Origin of the sequence: Pseudoduganella rivuli (assembly GCF_009674485.1) — a bacterium.
Taxonomy (GTDB): domain Bacteria; phylum Pseudomonadota; class Gammaproteobacteria; order Burkholderiales; family Burkholderiaceae_D; genus Rugamonas; species Rugamonas rivuli_B.
The window spans coordinates 259,827-281,639 of record NZ_WKJJ01000005.1 but is presented as its reverse complement, the minus strand read 5'-3'; the positions used below and the strand labels follow the sequence as shown (position 1 = coordinate 281,639).

Here is a 21,813-nt window from a genome sequence, read left to right as displayed (position 1 = left end):
GATTACTGCTTGTAGATCCCGCACAGGATGGCCAGCTCACCCGCCTTTTCCACGTAGGTGGATTTGGTTTCGATCTGCCCCGTCACCGGATTCGGCCACTTGTAGTCGACCCAGCCGCTGCCCTGCTTGTGCGCCGTGTCGAGCAAGGCGCGGATGAATTGCCTGCCATCGGCATCCTTGATATCGATCAGCGACTTGCCGATCAGCCGGCGGTTGCCGCCATGCGCCAGCATGGTGCCGTTGGCTTCGATCACGGCGATGTACAGGTCGCGGTCGGCAAAGCCGCCCGCCGGGTCGTTGAAATGCCGGAACGCCTCGTCGCGCCCTTTCGATTGCAGGAACGCCGACGCGCGTTTGACCATGGCCACGGCTTCGCCGGCGCTGCCACGCGGGGCGGCGTGCGCGGGCGCCTGCTGGGCAAACAGGAACAGGGCCAGCACAACCAGCCGGAGGATGGCGTTCATCGGCTGCCTCCCGCTGCCGCCAACGGTACCGCTTCGGCCGGCAAAGCGTGCAAGGGCTCCGCGTCGGCGGGCGCTTCCTGCCCGTGGAAGCGGTGGTCGACCAGTGCCATCGCGATAAACGCCAGCAATCCCGGCACGGCGATGGCAAAGAAGTTATGCTGCAATTCCAGCTGCATGCCGACAATGGTGCCGATCAGCACCGGTGCGATGATGGCCCCGGTCCTTCCCACGCCGGATGCCCAGCCCAGTCCCGTGCCGCCCACCGTCAGCGGATAGAACTGGCTGACATAGGCATAGGCCAGCAACTGCGTGCCGATCGTGGTGGCCCCCGCCAGCCCCACCAGCAGGAAACGGACCGGCAGCGGCGAGTCATAGCCCAGCAAGCCAATCGATGCCGACGCCAGCAGGAAAAAGGTCATCAACACGTACTTGATATTGATGCGGTCGGCCAGCCAGCCGCCGCCGATGGCGCCCACCATGGCGCCGAAATTCAGCGCCAGCACAAAATTCAATGCCGAGCCCAGGCTGTAACCGGCGGACGCCATCAGCTTGGCCAGCCAGGCGCTGAGGGCATACACCATGAACAGGCACATGAAGAACACAGTCCACAGCATGACCGTACTGAAGCCGCGTCCCTGCGCAAACAGCGCCCGCACGCCTTCGCAGCGCGCCGTGCCGGCCGATGTCACATAGGTATCCCCCACCTGCGGCACGTGGGACGGCGCCATCGCGGCCAGCACACGCTTCAGTTCCCCCGTGCGCTGGTTGCGGATCAGGAACGGCATCGATTCCGGCAACGATTTCAGCACGAAGGGCACCAGCACCACCGGCATGCCCGCGACGAAAAACACGGATTGCCAGCCATACGCGTCCAGCAGGCTTTTGCCGGTGACGGCGGCCAGCATCCCGCCCACCGCATAGCCGCTGAACATGAACGTGGTCAGCGTGGTGCGGATGCGGGCCGGCGAAAACTCCGCCATTTCCGCCACCAGGTTGGGCAGCACGCCACCGATGCCCAGTCCCGCCAGGAAGCGCACCGCGCTGAACGTGACGGGATCGCTGGTGAAGCCCGTGGCCAGCGTAAACAAGCTGAACAGCCCCATGGAAATCGCGATGGCTTTCGGGCGGCCGATGCGGTCGGCCGCCGTGCCGAACCCGATCGCGCCGACCATCATGCCGAACAGCGCCGAGCTGACCATGAATCCCGCGCTGGCCGCATTCACGCCCATCGTTGCCATGATCGATGGCAGCGCGATCCCCGCCACCGCCAGGTCATAGCCGTCGAAGATGATCACCAGGCCGCACCAGATCAATAGTTTGCCGTGAAAGGCGGCGCTGAAAGGCGCCGCGCCCGCCAGTTCGCTGACGTTAATTTTTCGCATTGTTGTCTCCAGTGTAGTCGGATCAGGCGGCGGCCCGCGCCAGGTCCTGCTTGCGCTGTTCGCGCAGCACGAAGCGCTGCACCTTGCCGCTGGCGGTCTTCGGCAAGTGCTGCGCGAAGTGGACCTTGCGGGGATAGGCGTGCGCCGCGTAGCGCTCCTTGACCCAGCGCTGCAATTCCTTTTCCAGCTCCACCGACGCGGCGTTTCCCTGGTGCGGCACCACATAGGCCTCGATGACTTCGCCGCGCACCATGTCCGGCACGGCAATCACGGCGCATTCCGCCACGGCCGGATGCAGGGTCAGCACGGATTCGATTTCAAACGGGCCGATGCGGTAGCCGGCCATGATGATGACGTCGTCTTCGCGCGACGAAAAACGGAAGTAGCCGTCATCGTCGACCTGCCCCAGGTCGCCCGTCACGTACCATCGGCCATCGGCCGTGAATTTTTCCGCGCTTTTTTCCGGCTCGCTTTCATAGCCGGCGAACCAGGCCAGCGGGCTGGCCCGCAGGTCGAACGCGACGCGCCCCACTTCGCCGGTGGCGGCCACGGTATCGCTGTCCTTGGCCAGCACCTGCGCCGTCCAGCCGGGCATCGCCGTACCCATCGACGCTTCCTTGACGGGACTGGCCAGGCGCGGATCATGGTGATTGCAGATCAACATGCCGGTCTCCGTCTGGCCATAGTGGTCATACACGGGCACGCCCAGCGTGCCGACCGCCCACGCATTGACTTCCGGCGTCAGCGGCTCGCCCGCGCTGGACGCGCAGCGGATGCGCAGCTGTCCGGGCCGCGCGTCCGACGCCAGCATCGAGCGGTACACGGTGGGCGCGGCGGCAAAGTTCGTCACGCCGCACTGTTCCAGCACACGGTACGTCAGCGCCGCGTCGAAGCCGGCCTTCAGCAGCACGCTGGAAACACCCGTGGTGAACGAACCCAGTACGCCGAAATACAGGCCATACGCCCAGCCCGGATCGGCGGCGCACCAGTAAGTGTCGTCCGGCCGCAAGCCCAGGCTGAATTCCGCATACGCGTGGAAGGCCGCCAGCGCGCGCATCGGCACCACCACGCCTTTCGGGCGGCCCGTGGTGCCGGACGTGTAAATCTGGATCAGCGGGCTGTCGGGTCCGAGCGTGGCTGGCGCGAAACCGGGAACTTGCGCATCCAGCGCTTGCTGGAAACCGATGGCGCGGGGATCGCCGTCGGGACCGGCGCCGCCCACGGTGACGATCTTCCACGGCGCGCCAACCGGCATGTCCGGTCCCGGGTCCAGCTTGGCGCGCTGCGACGCGTCGCAGACGACCACCCGCGTATCGCTGCCCGTCAGCCGCAGCGCCACCGCGGCCGGCGCAAAGGCGGTAAACAGCGGCACGTGGACGGCGCCCAGGCGCCAGATGCCCATCAACGTGATCAGGAATTCCTTGCTCTTGCCCATCAGCGTGGCGACCCGGTGGCCCGGACGCACGCCCAGCGCGGCCAGCGCCGCGGCGAAGCGTTCCGATTCCCGTTTCAGGTCGCCGTATGTGAAGGGTTCGACCGACAAATCGCTGCTGACGATGCGGTACGCGACCGAGTCCGGATCGTGCCGGTCGCACAGCAGGTGTGCGGCGCAGACCTGGGTGGCGCCGTATTGTTCGAGTAATTGCGCGATGCGTTGCTGTGGCGAAGCGCCGGTGGTGCCAAAGTCCATGGTTGTCTCCAAGTGGGAATGATGCTGTCTTAAATAGTTATTAGAATCTATCTTCACTTAAGATTAGGTTGATGACTTCTTGTTGTCAAAGGTTTTTACGAGAACGGTCGTTCGCTTTACGTCAGCCATCCGCTGTCGTACAATCGCGCGCAAGACATCTTGGGGGAATCGCGTGGAAGACGACATCAATCCGGCTGGCGCGGCGCGCAAGCCGCGCATCCGCCACCGTGGACCGGACAAATACCCGCTGATCCTCAATGCGGCGCGCCGCCTGGTGGCGCAATCAGGCTTCCGCGACGTGCAAATGTCGGCCATCGCCGATGCGGCGGGTATCGCCATCGGCACACTGTACCGCTACTTCCCCGCGAAGGTCGAATTGATGATGGAAGTGGTCGACATGTCCGGCCAGCGTGAAATCGACGTGGTGGCCGGCGTCGCCATGGGCGAAGGCAGCGCCGCCAGCCGGCTGGGCAACGCCGCCTGGACCTTCGCCAGCCGCGCGCTGCACGGCCGCCGCATGGCCCACGCGCTGGTGGCCGAACCGGTCGAGCCGGAACTGGAAGCCGTGCGCATGAAATACCACCGCGCGCTGTCGCGGATCTTTGTCACCATCATCGAACAGGGCATCCACAGCGGCGAATTCCCCGCGCAGGATGCCAATGCGTCGGCCGACTGCATCGTCGGCTGCCTGTTCGAGGGCCTGGTCGGGCCGCTGGCCATCGACGCGCCAGCCGACGATCCCGCCCTGACCGCGCAGGCGGTCGCCATCATCAGCTTTTGCCTGCGGGGCGTGTGCGGCAGCCAGCAGGTCTTCACGCCGCCGGCGCCGCGCTGACGTTTTTTACTGTTGAGGCTGCCGTTGTCATTTCACGCAGCCCTACGCTGGTTTTAACGCAGTATTGACGCGGCAAGCCCTATCTTGGGAACAACCATAGTTCCACTGGGGAATGCCGATGAAATTGCGCCCATCCTTTGCCGCCGTCCTGCTGGCCGGCGCCTGCTGCGCCGCCCATGCCGACGACTTCGACCGGCGCCTCAATGAAGTGGAAGTCGGGCCGTTCTGGCGGCACGGCAACCTCGTGGTCAATACCACGGTAGTGGGCGCCATGGCGGGCGCCTTGTGGCTGGGGTCCGAAGACCGGCTGGGCCGCACGCTGTGGCAAAGCAGCGAAGCATGGGCGCTGGCGTCCGCCACCACCGAGGTGTTGAAGGTCGCGACGGGCCGGGTGCGGCCCACGGAAACGCAGGATCCCGGCCGCTGGTTTGCCGGCGGGCGCAGTTTCCCCAGCGGGCACGTGACGGCCGCCTCCGCCGTCGTCACGCCGCTGATCCTGGAATACAAGGATGACCATCCGATGGTCTGGCTGCTGGCCGCGATTCCCGCGTATGAAATGATTTCACGCGTGAAATCGCATTCGCACTGGCAAAGCGACGTGATTGCCGGGGCCGCGGTCGGCGCGGCCGCCGGCTACCTGGAACACCAGCGGGGGCCGTGGGTGGTGAAAGCCCTGCCCCGTGGCGTGTACGTGGGTTTTCACAAGGCGTTCTAGACCGGCCTTCCCCCGATGCGCCGCCGGCGCGCCGCCATCCACCCCATGGCGGCAATGCCGAACAGCGCCACCGACGACGGTTCCGGCACGGTCATCTCATCCATGGCCCACTGCGTGCCGCTGCTGTTGTAGACCACCAACGTATCGATGCCGCTCCAGTCCAGCTGCACCCACAGCGGCGTCATGGTGTCGATGACGAACGAGGCCGCCGACGCATACAGCAACTGGCCATTCGCATAACCTTCGAATGACAGTTCCTGGTCCAGCCACGCGGACGTGAAGAACGCGCCCACGAAATCAAAGGTCCCCGCCCCCGCTTTGGAAATCGCGGCAATGCCGCCGTCGCGGTTGAACGCCGTGTTGGCTGGCGAGACCGCGCCGGTCTCATAGCCGCTGCCCGGGAACGCATCCGAGCGGATCGACCCCATGCCGGTCCAGTTGAATCCCTGGTAGCCGTCCGCGATGGCTTCCGTGAAGTCGCCGGACAGGTCGTCGAACGTCACCACGCCGGCCGACGCGGTCGCGGAACAGATGGCCAGCGCCAGCGGCAGCACGATTTTTTTCAGTACGTTGTTCATTGTCTTCTCCGTCAAATCAGCGTGCGATGCTGGAAATTTCCGCGTCCGTCAGGGCCGAACCATAGATGCGCAAGTCATCCATCGACCCCTTGTATGGCGTATCCCACCAGTTCACGCCCAGCGCAAACACGCCATTGGTGGTGGTGAACACGTTCGGGAAGTTGGTCCCGCTGAAGCGCTTGACGCCATTGACGTAGACGTTGACGGCGCCGCTCTTGACGGTGAAGGCCACGTGCGACCACTGGCCGACGGGAATATTCATGCCCAGTCCCGCGTCATACCACGCGGTGCCCGACCACAGCATGGACGCGCCGCCGACGAAATCGTGGCCCTTGGGCAGGAAGCTGATCCACGAGTCACCCGTGCGGGCGCCGAAGAACGTGGTGGTGAAGGCCGTCAGTTGCGCGGGCTTGAGCCACATGGCCACCGTGTACGTGTTGCTGGCAATCAGGCCATCGGGCAGGCGGATGCCGGTGGCGCCGTTGAAGACCGCCGCGCTGCCCTTCATGCCCGCTTCATACGTCAGGCTGCCGCCCGCGACATCGATCCTGCTGCCGATGACCGTGCCCGCGCGGAACGCGCCGGTGGAATCGGCCAGGTTGCCGTCGAACGCGTAATTGGCGACCAGGCTGCCCAGCTTGCGGACCGTCACCACGAACTGCTTGACGGCCTTCAGACTGCCTTTGGCAATGTTGGCCGTCAGCGTGACGGTGACGTCGCTGGCGGGACTGGTGACTTTACCGGTATTGCTCAGCACCGCCGGATTCGACGATGTCCACGTGATCGTGGCGTCGCGCGCGGCAACGGTGGGCAACGTGATGTCGCCGGTGACGGCATTGGTGTTACCCAGGCTCAGTTCCTCGTACACCGCGCTGACGACTTGCTGGTCGCTGCGGGGAATCAGGCGGCTGCCCATAATGGCCACGCCTTCGCGCGAGGTGGCGGTAAATGTCGTCACGTAGCTTTTCGACGTCTCATCCCACTGGACGAGGAACACGCCTTTGAAGGGCGACGAACCAGGCAGGTTGATCTCGACCTGGTTGGCGCCCGCCAGCGTCCAGCTGCCCGTCACGGCGCCGGTAATGCTGCCATTCGCATTCAGCGTGATCATCCTGGATTTCTTGATGGTGGCGGAGATATCCTTGCCATGGTTGACGAACATGTAGTCGCCAAAGATGAATTCGCGGCGCACCGTGCCCGCCGTTTCATTGGTGTTGCGGTATGGCGCCACCACCGGCCAGCCATCGGCGTTCATGAACATCTGGTGCACGCGGATTTCATGCTGTTCGCCCCGCTCGGGGAAGCGGCTGTGGAAGATCAGGAAGTGCTTGCCGGTGGCGGCGTCGTAATACGCCGAGTTGTGGCCGGCCGACACGTAACCGGTGCCGATGCCCGTGCCGGCGTCGCCGATCCTGCGCTCGAACAGGAAGTTGCCCATGATTTTCACGCCATACGGCGCGATCGACGCGTCGTCGAACAGCGGCTTCGCCGGATCGGCCTTGACGTTGGCCATGTTGACGCCCTGCGCATCGACATACGGGCCGTCCGGCGCCGTGGCGCGCGCCACGCGCATGTTATAGCCGCCGTTCGCATCGAGTCCGCCGAACGACGTGAACATGTAGTAGTACTGCGTGGCGGGGCTGTACATCACGTAGGCGCCTTCGATGCGGCTGTGGTTGCCGCCCGTCAGGCGCTTGCCATAACCCTGTCCCGCCAGCGGCATGCCGGTGGTGGGGTTCATCTGCATGATGAAAATCCCGCCCGAATACGAGCCGTAGATCATCCACAGCCGGCCGCCGTTATCGAAGAACACGTTCGGGTCGACCGTGTTCGGGTGCTTCAGCGCGTCATAGATCGTGCCGTCATAGCTGGTCTGGCCCCACATGCCGGACTTCAGGATGATGCCCTTGTTGACGTACGGCCCTTCGATGTTATTGGCGACGGCAACGCCCAGCGCGGAACGGGGCGAATCGCCCTTGCACGCGTTGTAGTACATGTAGTACTTGCCGTCGGCCAGGCGGATCACGTCCGGCGCCCACAGGGTGGACGTCTGCGCCCAGCTGAAGGTTTCGGCCAGTTCTGTGTAGACGTTGCTGGACCCGTTCAGGAACAGGGGATTGGTGGCGCTGACGGAGTCCGTCAGTTGCGTCCACTTCATCAGGTCGGTGCTCTTGGCCGACGCCAGGTGCGAGCCGAACACGTAGTAGGTGTTGCCGTTGCGGATCACGGATGGATCGTGGACGGATGCGTTTTGGAATGCCACGGGCGTATAAGCGGCCTGCCCTGCGGCGTTGGTGGACAGCAGGGCCGAGGCCAATGCAGCGGCAGCCCCCCACAGCGAGAAGGTGTTTGTCACGGTCGTCTCCATTGAATTATTGTTGTATGCCGCGACTGGATCGCGGTCAGGTGGGGACGATATCCCTCTGGGGTATGCCACGTCCAATGACGTTTTTACCACCTTCGATACCCGAACGGATATCGATGCGGCAACGCGGCGTGTGCCTCCCTATGGCACAATGCGCACAACTCGAACCAACCGCAATCACTATCCTGCCGATGACAGCCCCCCGGGACCGCACTGCCCAACAGGCCACGACGCCACGCCGTTTAACCATCAAGGACGTGGCGCAAGCGGCCGGCGTGTCGCTGACCACCGTGTCGCACGCGCTCAATGACCGTGGTTACGTGGATCCGGAAACCCGCGCCAGGGTCAAGCGCATCGCGCAAGAACTGGGTTACCGCCCCAACCTGCGCGCGCAGCGCCTGCGCACCGGCAAGACCAACAGCATCGCCGTGTTCTTTTCCATGCCGCTGGCCATTGCCGGCGGACCGGCCCGCATGGGCTTCATGATGGAAATCGTTGCCGCCGCGGCGGAAGCGGCCATGCGGCGCAACCTGTCGCTGGTACTGGTGCCGCCGCTGGCCGGCGCCAACGATTTTCTCGACGGCCTCGACATCGACGGCGCCATCGTCATCGAACCGGTGCTGGGCGATCCGCAAATCGCGGGCCTGCGCCAGCGTGGCGTGTGCGTCGTGTCGATCGGGCGCCCGCCGGAACCGGAACCGGCGATACCCTATGTCGACCTGCAAACCACGGCCATGGCGCAGCTGTGGCTCACGCATTTGCACGAACAGGGTGCGCGCCGCATCGCGCTGCTGGTCGGCGCCCAGGCGCGCCACTCGAACCTGGAAACGGAACGCGTGTACCGCGAATTCGTCGCCGCCAACGGCTTGCCGTTGTTGCTGCGGCGCGCCGACGTGCACGTGGGCGAAGCGGCCGGCGCCGCCGCCTGCCGCGAATTGCTGGCCGAAGATCCCGCCATCGACGCGGTCTGCGTGCCGGTCGACGCCTTTGCCACCGGCGCCATGCAGGCGCTGCGCGAAGCGGGCCGGCGCGTGCCGCACGACGTGCGGGTGGTGACCCGCTACGACGGCTTGCGGGCGAAAAACAGCGTGCCACCCATCACCGCCGTCGACCTGCACCTGGAACAGCGGGCCGTGATGGCGGTGGAACTGTTGTTCGAACACATCTGCGGCGATACCCGCCATACCATGCTGGCCGGCCCCGCGCCAAGCCTGATCCTGCGCCCCTCGTCCGTGGTGGCATAAAAACCACACCCAACATTTGGATTGCTATCCAAAACGATTTTGGACATACTCCCCAAATCGTTTTGGGACTATTTTTTTGCACCGACCCCAAAACGATTTGGGCGCATCCCGTTCCCGCGTATTGATATCGGATCAAGAAAAGGAAGAGCAATGCAGAATCAATCCACACAACAAGCCACGACGGCGCCGGTCGATGAAAAATTGCCGCTACGGCAACTCGTCGCTTTCGGCCTGCAGCACGTGCTGGTCATGGCCGCCTCCCCCATCGCCTCGGTGTTTTTAATGAGCAAGGCCATGGGGTTTTCCCCCACCCTGATGATCAACCTGCTCAGCGCCACCTTCCTGGTGTGCGGCCTGGGCACCCTGCTGCAATCGTTCAGCCTGCGCGGCATCGGCGCGCGGCTGCCGTTCATGATGTTGCCGGGCGGCGCGCCGATCCTGATTTTCATCCTGATCGCGCAGCAGACCGACGTGCAGACCGCGTCCGGCGCCGTCATGCTGACCGGCGTGTTTTATTTCCTCGTATTGCCGCTGTTCCGCCGCTGCCTGCGCTTCTTCCCGGGCCTGGTGGTGGGCATCATGCTGTTGCTGGTGTCGATCAACCTGGCGCAAGTGTCGGGCAAGCTGATTGCCGGCCATGCGGGCACGCCCGGCTTCGGCAGTCCCGGCAACCTGTTGCTGGCGTTTGCCACCATCGCGCTGACGGCCCTGTTTGCCCGCATCTCGACCGGCATGCTGCGCCAGTTGTCAATCCTGCTGGGGCTGGTGGGCGGCACGCTGGTGGCCGTGTTCACGGGTGACTTCCACATTGAACACGTGTCGCTGTTCCCCCTGTTCAGCGCACCGTCGCTGCTGCCGTTCGGCATGCCCAAGTTCGATATCGTGGCCGCCCTGCCGATGATGATTTTCGCCGTGATTTCCATGGTCGAAGCCACCGGCCAGACCATGGCGATCGGCGAAGCGGTCGACCGGAAAATCGATGCGCGGCGCGACGTGCCCCGCACCATCCGTGGCGATGCGCTGGTGTCGCTGCTGGGCGGCTTCTTCGGCACGTCGCTGATCATCACGAGCGGTGAAAACATCGGCATCGTGCGGGCCACGGGCGTGCGTTCCCGCTTCGTCACCGCGATGGGCGGCGTGATCCTGATCCTGTTTTCCGTGCTGGCGCCGCTGACGCAACTGATCGGCGCGATTCCCGAAGCCGTGATCGGCGGCACCGGCCTGATCGTGTTTGCCGTGGTCGGCACGATGGGCATCGATATCCTGCGCCGCACGGATTTGCGCGAACACGCCAACATGTACGTGGTGGCGCTGGCGCTGTCGGCCGGCCTGTTGCCGATCCTGATCCCCGGCATCTACAGCCAGTTCCCCAGCGGCGTGCGCATGTTGCTGGGCAATGGCGTGGCCATCGGCACCATCACGGCCGCCGTCATGAACGTCATCTTCTTCCACCTGGGCGGCAACCGCCACGGCCACGCCGCCGCTGCCACCGACGGCTTGCAGGCCACCGGCACGCATTGAATCACCTTCGCAACAGAACACAGGAATCGCATCATGAATCACGCATTCACCGCGGCCGACCTGGCCAACCCACGACAATTGCTGATGCCGCAATGGCTGCTGTTGAAAGACGGCCCGGTGGCCGGCCATGCGGTGCTGGTCGAACACGGCAAATTCGCCGCCGTCGGCCCGGCCGCCGCGCTGCGCGAACTCTACCCGGACTTGCCCGCGCTGGATTTACCGCACACGCTGCTGATGCCGGGCTTCGTCGACAGCCACCACCACCTGACGCAAGCGTTCGGCAAGTCGCTGGTGTTTGGCGAACCGTCGGAAATCTTCCGCCGCATCTGGGTGCCGCTGGAAGGACAGCTGGACCAGCGGCACCTGTACCTGTCGTCCAAGCTGGCCGCGCTGGAAGCGCTGCGCGGCGGCTTCACCACCGTGGCCGATGCCGGCACCCGTTCCGACGCCAGCGTCGATGCGATTGCGCGCGCCACCACCGAGGCCGGCGTGCGCTGCGTGCTGGGCCTGATCTGCAATGACGTCAATGGCGCCGCCACCGTGGCCGAACCGGGCGCCATCGCTGATCGCGCCGCGCGCCACCTGGCGCTGTGGGACAGCCACCGCCTGGTCCACCCGTCGCTGGCGGTGTCGATTCCCGAAGCGGCCACCGACGCCATGCTGCAACGCGTGTCGCGCATGTGCGCCGAAGCGGGCCGCGTGTTCCAGACCCATGCCAACGAACACCTGGTCGCGGTGGAACGCTCGCTGGTGCAGCGCAAGCTGCGTCCGATCGAACATTTGCACCGCGTGGGCGCGCTGGGGCCGCAAGCGTTGCTGGCCCACGCCACACTGGTCACGCCGGGTGAACTGAAAATGCTGGCCGACACCGGCACGGCCGTCAGCTACAACCCGGTGGCCAGCGCGTGGAAAGGCAATGCGGTCGCGCCGGCGCAGCTGATGGCCACGTTCGGCATCCGCGTGGGACTGGGCACGGACGGCACCCGCAGCGATGGTTTCCGCCTGCTCGATTACGCGGAAGCGGCGCAGCGCTTCGCCTTTGGCATCGCGGCCGGCGATGCGTCGTGCGGCGGCGGCGCGGCCTGGCTGGACCACGCCACGTACGGCGGCGCCGACGTGCTGGGACTGGGACAAATGACGGGCGAGATCGCCGCCGGCAAGGAGGCGGATTTCCTGCTGGTCGACCTGGACGTGCCGGAAATGCAGCCATCTTGGGACCTCAGCTGGGAACTGGTGCGGCTGGCCAACCGCGACCAGATCCAAGCCGTGTTTGTCGCGGGCAAGCTGCGGCTGTGGCAAGGCTGGCCGGTCGACTGGGATGCCCGCGCGCTGATGCGCGAGGTGGGCGATGCCGCGCGCGCCGCCGTGGCGGCGGCGCCGATCCAGAAAATCCATGAATTTTCCAGCGCGCCGGGAGCCCAGTCGTGAGCACCACGGTCCTCGCGCTGGTCGCCCTGTCCGTGCTGGTGGCGGCCTTCATGCAAAGCACGACCGGCATGGGCTTCGCGCTGATCGTGGTGCCGGTGTTCGGCATCCTGCAGCCGTCGCTGCTGCCGGGCGGATTGCTGTTGATGATGCTGCCGCTGAACGCCTACGTCGCGTGGCGCGAACGCAAGGCGATTGATTTTTCCGGCGTCAAGTGGATCACGGCGGGCCGCGCGGCCGGCACGTTTGGCGGCTTGTGGGTACTGGTGGCCGTGCCGCTGACGTACCTGAACTGGCTGATCGGCGGCAGCACCATCGCGGCCGCGCTGGCGACACTGGTGGCGCCCGCGTTTGCTCCCGACCGCCGCGCCTTTGTCGCCACCGGCCTGTTCACGGGCGTGACGGAAACCGCCACCGGCATCGGCGGACCGCCGTTGGCCATGGTGTACCAGCACAGCCCCGTCGCGACGTTGCGCGCCTCGGTCGCCCTCTCGTTCCTGATCGGCGAAGTGATTTCACTGCTGGTGCTGGCGGTCAACGGGCGTATCACGACCGACAACCTGGGGGCGTTGCTGTGGCTGATGCCCGCGCTGGTCGTCGGCACCCTGGCCAGCCACACGGTGCACACCCGCGTCAATACCCGTTTCCTGCGCATGGCCGTGCTGGTGTTTGCCATCGGCTCCGGCGTCTTCATCCTCATCCACGGATAAATAACATGAATCGTCAACTCAACGTGGCGGCCATCGCCGCCCTCAGCGCGGGCCTGGCCCACGCGCAAAGCAATGTCACTTTTTACGGCAGCATCGACAGCGGCCCCACTTACGTCAGCAATGTGCGCGGCGCCCCGGTCACGCTGGTCGACGACGGCGTGCTGCAGGCCGACCGTTTCGGCTGGCGCGGCAGCGAAGACCTGGGCGGCGGCCTGCGCGCCATCTTCCAGCTCGAAGGCGGCTTCGTCACCAGCACGGGCGGGCAGCCGCGCGCCGGTGTGCTGTTCAACCGCCAGTCGTACGTGGGCCTGGCCGGCAACTGGGGTGCGCTGACCATCGGCCACCAGACCAACATGATGTTCGACGCGGTCGGCAAGCTCAGTAACGGCGTGCTGTTCGGCAGTTTTTATGCCTTCCACCCCGGGAATATCGATGAATTCGCCAACGTCGGCCAGGCCGACAACGCCATCAAGTTCACCAGCGCCAGCTATGGCGGCCTGACGGCCGGCGCCATGCTGTCGCTGGGCGAGCAGCCCGGCGATACGGGGAAAAACCGCGCGTTCGGCGTCAACCTGGCTTATGCGCGGGGTCCGCTGAAGGTGGCGGGCGCCTATACCAGCGCCAATAACAAGGCGCTGAACCTGGGCGCCGCGCTGGGCGTGAAATCGCTGCTGGGACAAACCCTGGCCGCTGGCAGCCCCACGGCGCCGGTCTATACGCCGCTGCAGGCGGACAACCTACGCAACACGGGCGTGGGCGCCAGTATTGCGCTCGACGGGGTGCTGCTGCATGCGGCCGTGGGCCAAAGCCGCATCCGCACGGCGGCCGGCGCCGCCACCATGACCACGCCGGATTGCGGCGCCAACATCCGCCTGGCGCCACAGGACACGCTCCATGTCGCCGTGTCGTCGACCCGCCTGGCCGGCATGCGGTGGCGCCAGTTCCAGGTCAACAATGTGGTTGCGCTGTCACCCCGTACCGAGCTGTATGCGATGGCCGTGTTCCAGCAAGCAGCCGGCGCCGGCGCGGTGGCCGCCATCAATTCGCTGGGCCCGTCGTCGAACCAGCGCCAGCACGCGATCCGGCTGGGCGTGCATCACCTGTTCTGACGCGGGACGCATTGTTCCTCTTGTACCCCTTGTGTGTTGTCTCTTTGCCAGGAACTCGTTCCTGGCTTTTTTTACTAAAAATCCTTCAATCTTCAGATTCATTCACTAGAAAAGCCAACATAAGATAGCAAAATCATCTAATAACCAGACTACCAACGTGAATACACCTGAAAGCCGCGCCGGGGCTGTCCTCACCATCGACCTGGCTGCCATCGAAGACAACTACCGCTTGCTGCAACGCCGCGTCGGCGCGGCCGCCTGCGCCGCCGTGCTGAAAGCCGACGCTTACGGCCTGGGCGCGGCGCACGTCGCCCCTGTCCTGCGGCGCGCCGGCTGCCGGCACTTCTTTGTCGCCCACCTGGAAGAAGGCATCGCGCTGCGCCGGACCCTGCCCGCCGCGCAGTTCGCTGATACCCAGGTCTTCGTGCTGCACGGCGTCCCGCCCGGGGCGGAAATGGACTTGCTGGAACACCAGCTGACGCCCGTGCTCAACAGCCGCCAGCAACTGGATGCCTGGCGCGCCCTGGCGCGCCAGCTGGGCCGCGCGCTGCCCGCCATCGTGCAGGCCGACACCGGCATGTCGCGCATGGGCATGCCGCCCGCCGAAGTCGATGCATGGCTGGATTCCAGCGATCCGTTCGGCGGCCTGGCGCTGCAGTACGTGATGAGCCACCTGGCGGTGGCCGACGAGCCGGACCACCCGATGAACGGGCTGCAACTGGCGCGCTTTGCGGCGCTGCGCCAGCGCCTCGGCGGTATTCCCGGTTCGCTGGCCAATTCGTCCGGCATCTTCCTCGGCGCGGACTACCATTTCGACCTGGCGCGGCCCGGTGTCGCGCTGTATGGCGCCAATCCCCAACCGGGCCAGCCCAACCCCATGCGGCCCGTCGTGACCTTGCAAGGCCGGATCGTGCAGACCCGCCGCATCGCCGAGGGCGACTACGTCGGTTACGCGCTGTCGTACCAGGCGCCCGGCGAACGCACCATCGCCACGGTCTCAGTCGGCTATGCGGACGGCTGGCTGCGCCACCTGAGCAACCGGGGCCACGTGCTGGTCGATGGCGTGCGCGCGCCCGTGGTGGGACGGGTGTCAATGGACAGCATCACGGTCGACGTGACCGGCATCGCGCCGGCGCGCGTGACGCCGGGCGCCTTGGTCGACCTGCTGTCGGCTGACCAAACCGTGGACGACGTGGCGGCGCTGGCGGGCACCATCGGCTATGAAATCCTCACCAGCCTGGGCCTGCGTTACCACCGCCGTTATACGGGTGCGTGAGACCGGCGGCATTCAGCGCAGCGCCACCGCATCGGCTTCCCGGGATTGCCAGCCACCGCCGAGCGCCTTGAACGCGGCAACGGCCGCGCGCGCGGATTCGGTTTGCGCTTGCGCCTGCATGTCGGCGGCGCGCAGCAATTGCTCGTCGGCCTGCAGGACTTCGATCAGGCTGACCACGCCTTTCTGGTAAGCGGCGAACGATGCCGTCCTTGCCACGCGCAACGAGTCCACGCCCTGCCCCAGCACGGCGGCCTGCGCCTCGCGCTTGACCAGATCCGACAGCGCGTTTTCCACGTCCGCGGTGGCCCGCAGCGCCGCCAGCCGATACGCGGACAGCGCCTCGGCCTCCTGCCCCCTGGCCTGGTCGATTTGCGCATTGATGCGGCCAAAGTCAAATAGTCGCCAGCGCAGGCCCAGCACGCCGGCGCCTTGGCTGGCGCCGCCGGTGAACAGATTGCCGCCTGAAACCGACGTCGCGCTACCGATCATTCCGCCAAAGGACAGCTTCGGGTAAAACTCCGCGATGGCCATGCCGATGCGCGCGTTCGACGCGGCAAGGCGGCGCTCGGCCACGATCAGGTCCGGCCGGCGGCGCAGCAAATCGCCAGGCGAACCGGTGGCGGCGATCCGCGGGGCGGCCGGGATCGCGCGCGCGGTCGCCAACGCTTGCCGGTACGTGCCAGGCGATGCGCCCAGCATCACGTCCAGCGCATTCATGGCCGTTTCCAGCCCCGCCTCCAGCACCGGCACCGCGGCCTTCACCTGGGCCAGCGCGCCTTCGGCCTGTCGTACCTGAAGTTCCGCAGCCAGCCCCTTGCCGTACAACAAATTGACCGTGGCCAGCAACTCTTGTTGTGTCTTGACCTGGTTGCGGGAGACGTCAAGGCGGGTTTGCAGTCCCCGGATGCCGATGTAAATGTCGGCAGTCTGCGCCGCGACCGCCAGGCGCGTCGCCGCCGCACCGGCCGCCGATGCCTGATACTCGGCAAGCGCCGCCTCCCGCCCGCGACGCAAGCCACCGAAGATGTCAAGTTCCCAACCGACGCTCAAACCGGCTTCATAGGCGTTTCCGTAGCGCTCAAAATTGGGCTGGGCGCCAAGCACTTGTCCCAGCGGCGTTTCCAGCGACTGGTAGGCACGCGCCGCTTGCGCCTGCACGGCGCCCGATGGCAACAGCGCCGCATTGGCCGCGCCCAATCCGGCGCGCGCCTGCGCCACCCGGGCGGATGCCTGCGCGAGGTCCAGGTTCTGGTCCAACGCCAGCGTGACGAAGCGGGTAAGTTGCGGATCGCCAAAGCCGGCCCACCAGGCGCCGAGGTCGGCGACAACGCTGGCGTGCCGTTGTTCGATGGCGGCCTGCCCCAGGTAGCCATCCGGCAAGCGCATGTCGGGGTGGACATAGTCGGGTCCGCCAGCGCAACCGGCAACGATGCCGGCAACGGCGAACGAAAGGAGCGTGCGTTTGAGTAGCATAGGATTTTTCACATAGTGGAGGAGTCTTTGGTGACTATATCACCATTTGGTCACTCGTTGTGCAAATCCATGGCTGGCGTTAATCTGTCGGGCATGAACACAACCGCCACCAATCAAAGTCCCGCCCGGGGCCCCATCGATCACGAAGTACGCGATCAAATCGTTTCCGCCGCTACCGAGCACTTCCGCCTGTACGGCTATGAAAAGACCACCGTCTCCGACCTCGCCAAAGCCATCGGCTTTTCCAAGGCGTATATCTACAAGTTCTTCGAGTCCAAACAAGCCATCGGGGAACTCATCTGCGCAAACTGCCTGCGCGAAATCGAAACCGATATCAGGGCGGCCGTGGACAGCGCCGATGGCGCGCCGGAGAAGCTGCGCCGCATGTTCAAGGCCATTGTCGAGTCGAGCATGCGGCTCTTTTCCGAAGATCGTAAGCTTTACGACATCGCGGCGGCTGCCGCCACCGGGCATTGGGAAGCCGCGCGGAACTACGAATCGCGTATCCAGCAAATCCTGCAGGACATATTGCGTCTGGGCCGGGAGACCGAAGATTTCGAGCGCAAGACACCACTGGACGAGACGATGAACGCCATTTACCTGGTCATGCGCCCTTACCTGAACCCGCTGCTGCTGCAATACAGCTTCGATTGCATCGACGAAGCGCCGGCCCGGCTGGCCAGCCTGGTGCTGCGAAGCTTATCAAGATGATCACACCAACAAGTTAGTGACTGTTGACATATTTGGTCACTAGTCTCAAAATGAAATCCTGTTTTATTCATTTACGGGATTTCCATGCTTCGCCGTCGCCATGTTTTCTCCGCTGTCATCGCCGTCTTGCCGCTGATGTTGGTCGCCTGCGGCGAGAAACAGCAATCCGACCCGCGCACCGACGCGCCATTGGTGCGCGCCGCCATCGTCACGAATGCGGCGCCTGTCCCGAGGGCGTTCACCGGAACCGTCGCCGCCAGGGTGCAAAGCGACCTGGGCTTCCGGGTCGCCGGCAAAGTGCTGGCGCGCCTGGTCGACACGGGCCAAACCGTCAAGCGCGGCCAGGCGCTGATGCGCATCGACCCGGCCGACCTGAAACTCGCCGCGCTCGCCCAACAGGAAGCGGTCGCCGCTGCCCGCGCCCGCGCGCAGCAAACCGCGCAGGACGAAGCGCGCTACCGCGACCTGCGCGGCACCGGCGCGATTTCCGCTTCCGCTTATGACCAGGTGTCGGCCGCCGCCCATGCTGCGCAAGCCCAGCTGAACGCGGCCGAAGCCCAGGCCGAAGTGGCGCGCAACGCAACCCGCTATACCGAACTGGTGGCGGACACCGATGGCGTCGTCATGGAAACACTGGCCGAACCCGGCCAGGTCGTCGGCGCAGGACAGGCGGTCATCCGCATCGCCCATGCAGGCCGCCGCGAAGCCATCATCCAGCTCCCCGAAACCTTGCGTCCCGCGATCGGCTCGGCCGGGCTGGCCTCGCTATTTGGCAAGGATGGCGCCGCCTCTCCGGCCCGGCTAAGGCAGCTGTCGGATACCGCGGACCGCCTCACGCGGACTTTCGAGGCGCGCTATGTGCTGGAGGGCGAACTCGCCGATGCGCCGCTCGGCGCGACCGTGACGATCCACATCCCGGACGCGCAGTCCGCTGCGCAAAGCGCGTGGGCGGTACCGCTGGGCGCGCTGTTTGACGCCGGCAAGGGACCTGGTGTCTGGGTGATCCAGGGCCAGCCGGCCAAGGTCAACTGGCGTCCGGTGACGGTCCAGCGCCTGGGCGACGATAACGCGCTGATCAGCGCGCAACTCAAGCAAGGCGAGCGGATCGTTGCACTGGGCGCCCACCTGCTGCGCGAAGGCGCACCGGTACGTATCGCCGACCAGGCTGCCGCCGGCACGGGAGCGCAACCATGAGCGCAAGCCGCTTCAACCTGTCGGCGCTTGCCGTGCGCGAGCGCGCCGTCACACTGTTCCTGATTTTCCTGATCTCGGTGGCCGGGATCGTTTCATTCTTCAAATTGGGCCGCGCGGAAGATCCTGCTTTCACGGTCAAGGTCATGACCGTGGTCACGGCCTGGCCAGGCGCGACCGCGCAGGAAATGCAGGACCAGGTCGCCGAAAAGATTGAAAAGCGCCTGCAGGAATTGCGCTGGTACGAGCGCAGCGAAACCTACACCCGGCCGGGGTTGGCATTCACCACGCTGACGCTGCAGGACGGCACGCCGCCGGCGGAAGTGCAGGAACAGTTTTACCAGGCCCGCAAGAAAGTCGGCGATGAAGCCGGCAACCTGCCGGCCGGCGTCATCGGCCCGATGGTCAATGACGAATATGCGGACGTGACATTTGCGCTGTTCGCGCTGAAGGCCAGGGGTGAGCCGCAGCGCGTGCTGGTGCGGGATGCCGAAACGCTGCGTCAACGCCTGCTGCATGTGCCGGGCGTGAAAAAGGTCAACATCATTGGCGAACAATCCCAGCGCATCTTTGTCGAATTCTCGCATGAGCGCCTGGCAACGCTGGGAGTCAGCCCGCTGGAGGTGTTCGCCGCACTGAACAATCAAAATGTCCTGACGCCGGCCGGTTCGGTGGAAACCAAGGGACCGCAGGTATTCATCCGCCTGGACGGCGCGTTCGACGAATTGCAGAAGATCCGCGAGACCCCCGTCGTTGCGCAGGGCCGCACCCTGAAACTGTCGGACGTCGCCACGATCAGGCGCGGCTATGAAGACCCGGCAACGTTCATGATCCGCAATGGCGGCGAACCTGCGCTGCTGCTCGGTATCGTCATGCGCGATGGCTGGAACGGCCTCGACCTCGGCAAGGCGCTCGAGAAAGAAGTGGGCGCGATCAATGCGGAACTGCCGCTCGGCATGGGCCTGACCAAGGTCACCGACCAGGCTGTCAACATCAGTTCTTCGGTCGATGAATTCATGGTCAAGTTCTTCGTCGCGCTGCTGGTCGTGATGGTGGTGTGCTTCGTCAGCATGGGCTGGCGCGTCGGCATCGTGGTCGCGGCAGCCGTGCCGCTGACACTGGCGGTGGTCTTCATCGTGATGGCGGCAACAGGCAAGAACTTCGACCGCATCACGCTCGGCTCATTGATCCTGGGGTTGGGCCTGCTGGTCGATGACGCCATCATCGCCATTGAAATGATGGTGGTGAAGATGGAGGAAGGCTACAGCCGTATCGCCGCGTCCGCCTATGCCTGGAGCCATACCGCCGCGCCCATGCTGTCGGGCACGCTGGTCACGGCGGTTGGGTTCATGCCCAACGGCTTCGCGCGTTCCACCGCGGGCGAATACACCAGCAACATGTTCTGGATCGTCGGTATCGCCCTGATTGCCTCGTGGGTCGTGGCCGTGGTCTTCACCCCTTACCTCGGCGTGAAACTGCTGCCCGAACTCAAGCAGGTCGAAGGCGGTCACGACGCGCTCTACGACACTCCGCGCTACAACCGCTTCCGTCAGATCCTGGAGCGCGTCATCATCCGCAAATGGCCGGTTGCCGGTGCGGTGGCAGGCCTGTTCATCGTGGCGATCCTGGGCATGGCCGTGGTCAAGAAACAATTCTTCCCGATCTCGGACCGCCCGGAAGTGCTGGTCGAAGTCCAGATGCCCTATGGTGCGTCGATCGTGCAAACCAGCGCGGCCGCGGCGAAGGTCGAAGCATGGTTATCCCGGCAGGCGGAAGCGAAGATCGTGACCGCCTACATCGGCCAGGGGGCGCCCCGCTTCTACCTGGCCATGGGACCCGAACTGCCTGATCCGTCGTTCGCCAAGATCGTGATCCGCACCGATAACCAGCATGAGCGCGATGCGTTGAAGCAGCGCTTGCGCCTCGCGGTGGCCGCCGGTCTCGCGCCGGAAGCGCGTGTCCGTGTCACCCAGCTCGTGTTCGGCCCCTACTCGCCGTACCCGGTCGCCTACCGGGTCACAGGACCGGATCCGGACAAGCTGCGCGGCATCGCGGCGGAAGTGCAGCACGTCATGGAAGCCAGTCCGATGATGCGCACCGTGAATAACGACTGGGGCGCACGCACGCCCACACTGCATTTCACGTTGCAGCAGGATCGCTTGCAGGCGGTCGGCCTGACGTCCAATGCCGTCGCGCAGCAACTGCAGTTCCTGCTGAGCGGTGTGCCGCTGACCACGGTACGTGAAGATATCCGCACGGTGCAGGTGATGGCCCGGTCCGCCGGCGGCAACCGCCTGGACCCGGCCAGGATCGCCGACTTCACATTGACCGGCGCGGGGGGACAACATATCCCGCTATCGCAGGTGGGCAAAGTCGAGGTGCGGTCGGAGGAGCCGGTCATCCGCCGCCGCGACCGCATGCCGACCATGACCGTGCGAGGCGACATTGCCGATGGCTTGCAGCCGCCGGACGTTTCCGCCGCCATGACCCGGCAGTTGCAGCCCATCGTGGACAAGCTGCCGGGCGGCTACCGTATCGAAGAAGCCGGCTCGATCGAGGAATCCGGCAAGGCGACGAAAGCAATGCTGCCGCTGTTCCCCATCATGCTGGCCATGACCCTGCTGATCATCATCTTCCAGGTGCGCTCGATCTCCGCAATGGTCATGGTGTTCCTGACCAGCCCGCTGGGATTAATCGGCGTGGTCCCGACGCTGATCCTGTTCCAGCAGCCCTTCGGCATCAATGCGCTGGTCGGGTTGATCGCCCTGTCGGGCATCCTGATGCGCAACACGCTGATCCTGATCGGACAGATCCACCATAACGAACAGGCGGGCCTGGCCCCATTCCAGGCGGTGGTCGAGGCCACGGTGCAGCGTTCCCGCCCGGTGATCCTGACCGCACTGGCGGCCATCCTTGCGTTCATCCCGCTGACCCATTCGGTGTTCTGGGGCACGCTCGCCTACACGCTGATCGGCGGCACCTTCGCCGGGACGGTGCTGACGCTGGTGTTCCTGCCGGCCATGTATGCCATCTGGTTCAAGATCGGGCCGGCCACGAAAGCGGAACCGCATCGCACCTTGCACGCGGTATCGTCGCACTGATTGCTGTTCCTGACTCTTCACAC

General features: G+C 65.2%; 17 protein-coding genes. 11 read left to right on the top strand and 6 right to left on the bottom strand.

Annotated elements, in window-relative coordinates:
* Nucleotides 1-2: 2 nt before the first annotated feature.
* The 3 genes from GJ700_RS09990 to GJ700_RS09980 are packed head-to-tail and all read right to left on the bottom strand — an operon-like array spanning nt 3 to nt 3,536.
* On the bottom strand, nt 3-464 hold the full coding sequence (locus GJ700_RS09990; protein ID WP_154373193.1) for a cache domain-containing protein: 462 nt from the start codon (nt 462-464) through the stop codon (nt 3-5).
* A complete protein-coding gene (locus tag GJ700_RS09985; protein ID WP_154373191.1) occupies nt 461-1,846 on the bottom strand; it encodes an MFS transporter in 1,386 nt (461 codons plus the stop codon). Before GJ700_RS09985 ends, GJ700_RS09990 begins: the two co-directional genes overlap by 4 nt.
* 22 nt (nt 1,847-1,868) lie before the next feature.
* Nucleotides 1,869-3,536, bottom strand: coding sequence for an AMP-binding protein (locus GJ700_RS09980; RefSeq protein WP_154373189.1), 1,668 nt, complete (start codon nt 3,534-3,536; stop codon nt 1,869-1,871).
* 172 nt (nt 3,537-3,708) lie between these two features.
* Here GJ700_RS09980 and GJ700_RS09975 point away from each other — a divergent pair, with 172 nt between their 5' ends.
* Nucleotides 3,709-4,371, top strand: a complete 663-nt coding sequence (locus GJ700_RS09975) for a TetR/AcrR family transcriptional regulator (RefSeq protein WP_371867903.1) — start codon at nt 3,709-3,711, stop codon at nt 4,369-4,371.
* Between the two features lie 118 nt (nt 4,372-4,489).
* Nucleotides 4,490-5,086 (top strand): phosphatase PAP2 family protein, encoded by a 597-nt coding sequence (locus GJ700_RS09970; RefSeq protein WP_195763845.1) that lies wholly within the window; start codon nt 4,490-4,492, stop codon nt 5,084-5,086.
* Here the strand turns inward: GJ700_RS09970 and GJ700_RS09965 are convergent.
* Both GJ700_RS09965 and GJ700_RS36070 read right to left on the bottom strand, forming a co-directional pair.
* Nucleotides 5,083-5,664 (bottom strand): PEP-CTERM sorting domain-containing protein, encoded by a 582-nt coding sequence (locus tag GJ700_RS09965; protein WP_154373183.1) that lies wholly within the window; start codon nt 5,662-5,664, stop codon nt 5,083-5,085. The two genes, GJ700_RS09970 and GJ700_RS09965, sit on opposite strands and share 4 nt — an antisense overlap.
* Nucleotides 5,665-5,680: 16 nt before the next feature.
* Complete coding sequence (locus GJ700_RS36070) at nt 5,681-8,020, bottom strand: family 43 glycosylhydrolase (RefSeq protein ID WP_371867902.1); 2,340 nt, start codon at nt 8,018-8,020, stop codon at nt 5,681-5,683.
* Nucleotides 8,021-8,220: 200 nt separating this feature from the next.
* Here GJ700_RS36070 and GJ700_RS09955 point away from each other — a divergent pair, with 200 nt between their 5' ends.
* The 6 genes from GJ700_RS09955 to alr all read left to right on the top strand — a co-directional run bounded on the left by GJ700_RS09955 (nt 8,221) and on the right by alr (nt 15,314).
* Complete coding sequence (locus GJ700_RS09955) at nt 8,221-9,273, top strand: LacI family DNA-binding transcriptional regulator (RefSeq protein ID WP_154373179.1); 1,053 nt, start codon at nt 8,221-8,223, stop codon at nt 9,271-9,273.
* Nucleotides 9,274-9,423: 150 nt separating this feature from the next.
* On the top strand, nt 9,424-10,794 hold the full coding sequence (locus GJ700_RS09950) for a uracil-xanthine permease family protein (protein WP_154373177.1): 1,371 nt from the start codon (nt 9,424-9,426) through the stop codon (nt 10,792-10,794).
* 33 nt (nt 10,795-10,827) lie between these two features.
* Complete coding sequence (locus GJ700_RS09945; RefSeq protein WP_154373175.1) at nt 10,828-12,222, top strand: amidohydrolase family protein; 1,395 nt, start codon at nt 10,828-10,830, stop codon at nt 12,220-12,222.
* Nucleotides 12,219-12,929: a sulfite exporter TauE/SafE family protein gene (locus GJ700_RS09940; protein WP_371867900.1), complete on the top strand. Its 711-nt coding sequence runs from the start codon at nt 12,219-12,221 to the stop codon at nt 12,927-12,929. The genes GJ700_RS09945 and GJ700_RS09940 overlap by 4 nt, the downstream gene beginning before the upstream one ends.
* 5 nt (nt 12,930-12,934) lie before the next feature.
* Nucleotides 12,935-14,038 (top strand): porin, encoded by a 1,104-nt coding sequence (locus tag GJ700_RS09935; protein ID WP_154373173.1) that lies wholly within the window; start codon nt 12,935-12,937, stop codon nt 14,036-14,038.
* 157 nt (nt 14,039-14,195) lie between these two features.
* Entirely contained in the window at nt 14,196-15,314 is a 1,119-nt protein-coding gene (alr, locus tag GJ700_RS09930) for an alanine racemase (RefSeq protein WP_371867899.1), read from the top strand.
* A 12-nt stretch (nt 15,315-15,326) separates the two neighbouring features.
* Here the strand turns inward: alr and GJ700_RS09925 are convergent, their stop codons facing one another.
* Nucleotides 15,327-16,787 (bottom strand): efflux transporter outer membrane subunit, encoded by a 1,461-nt coding sequence (locus GJ700_RS09925; protein WP_154373171.1) that lies wholly within the window; start codon nt 16,785-16,787, stop codon nt 15,327-15,329.
* Nucleotides 16,788-16,856: 69 nt separating this feature from the next.
* Between GJ700_RS09925 and GJ700_RS09920 the strand changes: the two genes are divergently transcribed.
* From GJ700_RS09920 to GJ700_RS09910, 3 genes are all read left to right on the top strand, one after another.
* Nucleotides 16,857-17,498: a TetR/AcrR family transcriptional regulator gene (locus tag GJ700_RS09920; RefSeq protein WP_229506904.1), complete on the top strand. Its 642-nt coding sequence runs from the start codon at nt 16,857-16,859 to the stop codon at nt 17,496-17,498.
* Between the two features lie 84 nt (nt 17,499-17,582).
* Complete coding sequence (locus tag GJ700_RS09915; protein WP_154373169.1) at nt 17,583-18,692, top strand: efflux RND transporter periplasmic adaptor subunit; 1,110 nt, start codon at nt 17,583-17,585, stop codon at nt 18,690-18,692.
* A complete protein-coding gene (locus tag GJ700_RS09910; RefSeq protein ID WP_154373167.1) occupies nt 18,689-21,790 on the top strand; it encodes an efflux RND transporter permease subunit in 3,102 nt (1,033 codons plus the stop codon). The genes GJ700_RS09915 and GJ700_RS09910 overlap by 4 nt, the downstream gene beginning before the upstream one ends.
* The last annotated feature ends 23 nt before the right edge of the window (nt 21,791-21,813 follow it).

What these genes read in the sequence shown, in the direction of transcription:
- GJ700_RS09915 (WP_154373169.1), top strand. Translation starts at nt 17,583, where the DNA reads ATGCTTCGCCGTCGCCATGTTTTCTCCGCTGTCATCGCCGTCTTGCCG.
- GJ700_RS09980 (WP_154373189.1), bottom strand. Translation starts at nt 3,536, where the DNA reads ATGGACTTTGGCACCACCGGCGCTTCGCCACAGCAACGCATCGCGCAA.
- GJ700_RS09965 (WP_154373183.1), bottom strand. Translation starts at nt 5,664, where the DNA reads ATGAACAACGTACTGAAAAAAATCGTGCTGCCGCTGGCGCTGGCCATC.
- GJ700_RS09990 (WP_154373193.1), bottom strand. Translation starts at nt 464, where the DNA reads ATGAACGCCATCCTCCGGCTGGTTGTGCTGGCCCTGTTCCTGTTTGCC.
- GJ700_RS09955 (WP_154373179.1), top strand. Translation starts at nt 8,221, where the DNA reads ATGACAGCCCCCCGGGACCGCACTGCCCAACAGGCCACGACGCCACGC.
- GJ700_RS09970 (WP_195763845.1), top strand. Translation starts at nt 4,490, where the DNA reads ATGAAATTGCGCCCATCCTTTGCCGCCGTCCTGCTGGCCGGCGCCTGC.
- GJ700_RS09945 (WP_154373175.1), top strand. Translation starts at nt 10,828, where the DNA reads ATGAATCACGCATTCACCGCGGCCGACCTGGCCAACCCACGACAATTG.
- GJ700_RS09935 (WP_154373173.1), top strand. Translation starts at nt 12,935, where the DNA reads ATGAATCGTCAACTCAACGTGGCGGCCATCGCCGCCCTCAGCGCGGGC.
- GJ700_RS09910 (WP_154373167.1), top strand. Translation starts at nt 18,689, where the DNA reads ATGAGCGCAAGCCGCTTCAACCTGTCGGCGCTTGCCGTGCGCGAGCGC.
- GJ700_RS09920 (WP_229506904.1), top strand. Translation starts at nt 16,857, where the DNA reads ATGGCTGGCGTTAATCTGTCGGGCATGAACACAACCGCCACCAATCAA.
- GJ700_RS09985 (WP_154373191.1), bottom strand. Translation starts at nt 1,846, where the DNA reads ATGCGAAAAATTAACGTCAGCGAACTGGCGGGCGCGGCGCCTTTCAGC.
- GJ700_RS09925 (WP_154373171.1), bottom strand. Translation starts at nt 16,787, where the DNA reads ATGCTACTCAAACGCACGCTCCTTTCGTTCGCCGTTGCCGGCATCGTT.
- GJ700_RS09950 (WP_154373177.1), top strand. Translation starts at nt 9,424, where the DNA reads ATGCAGAATCAATCCACACAACAAGCCACGACGGCGCCGGTCGATGAA.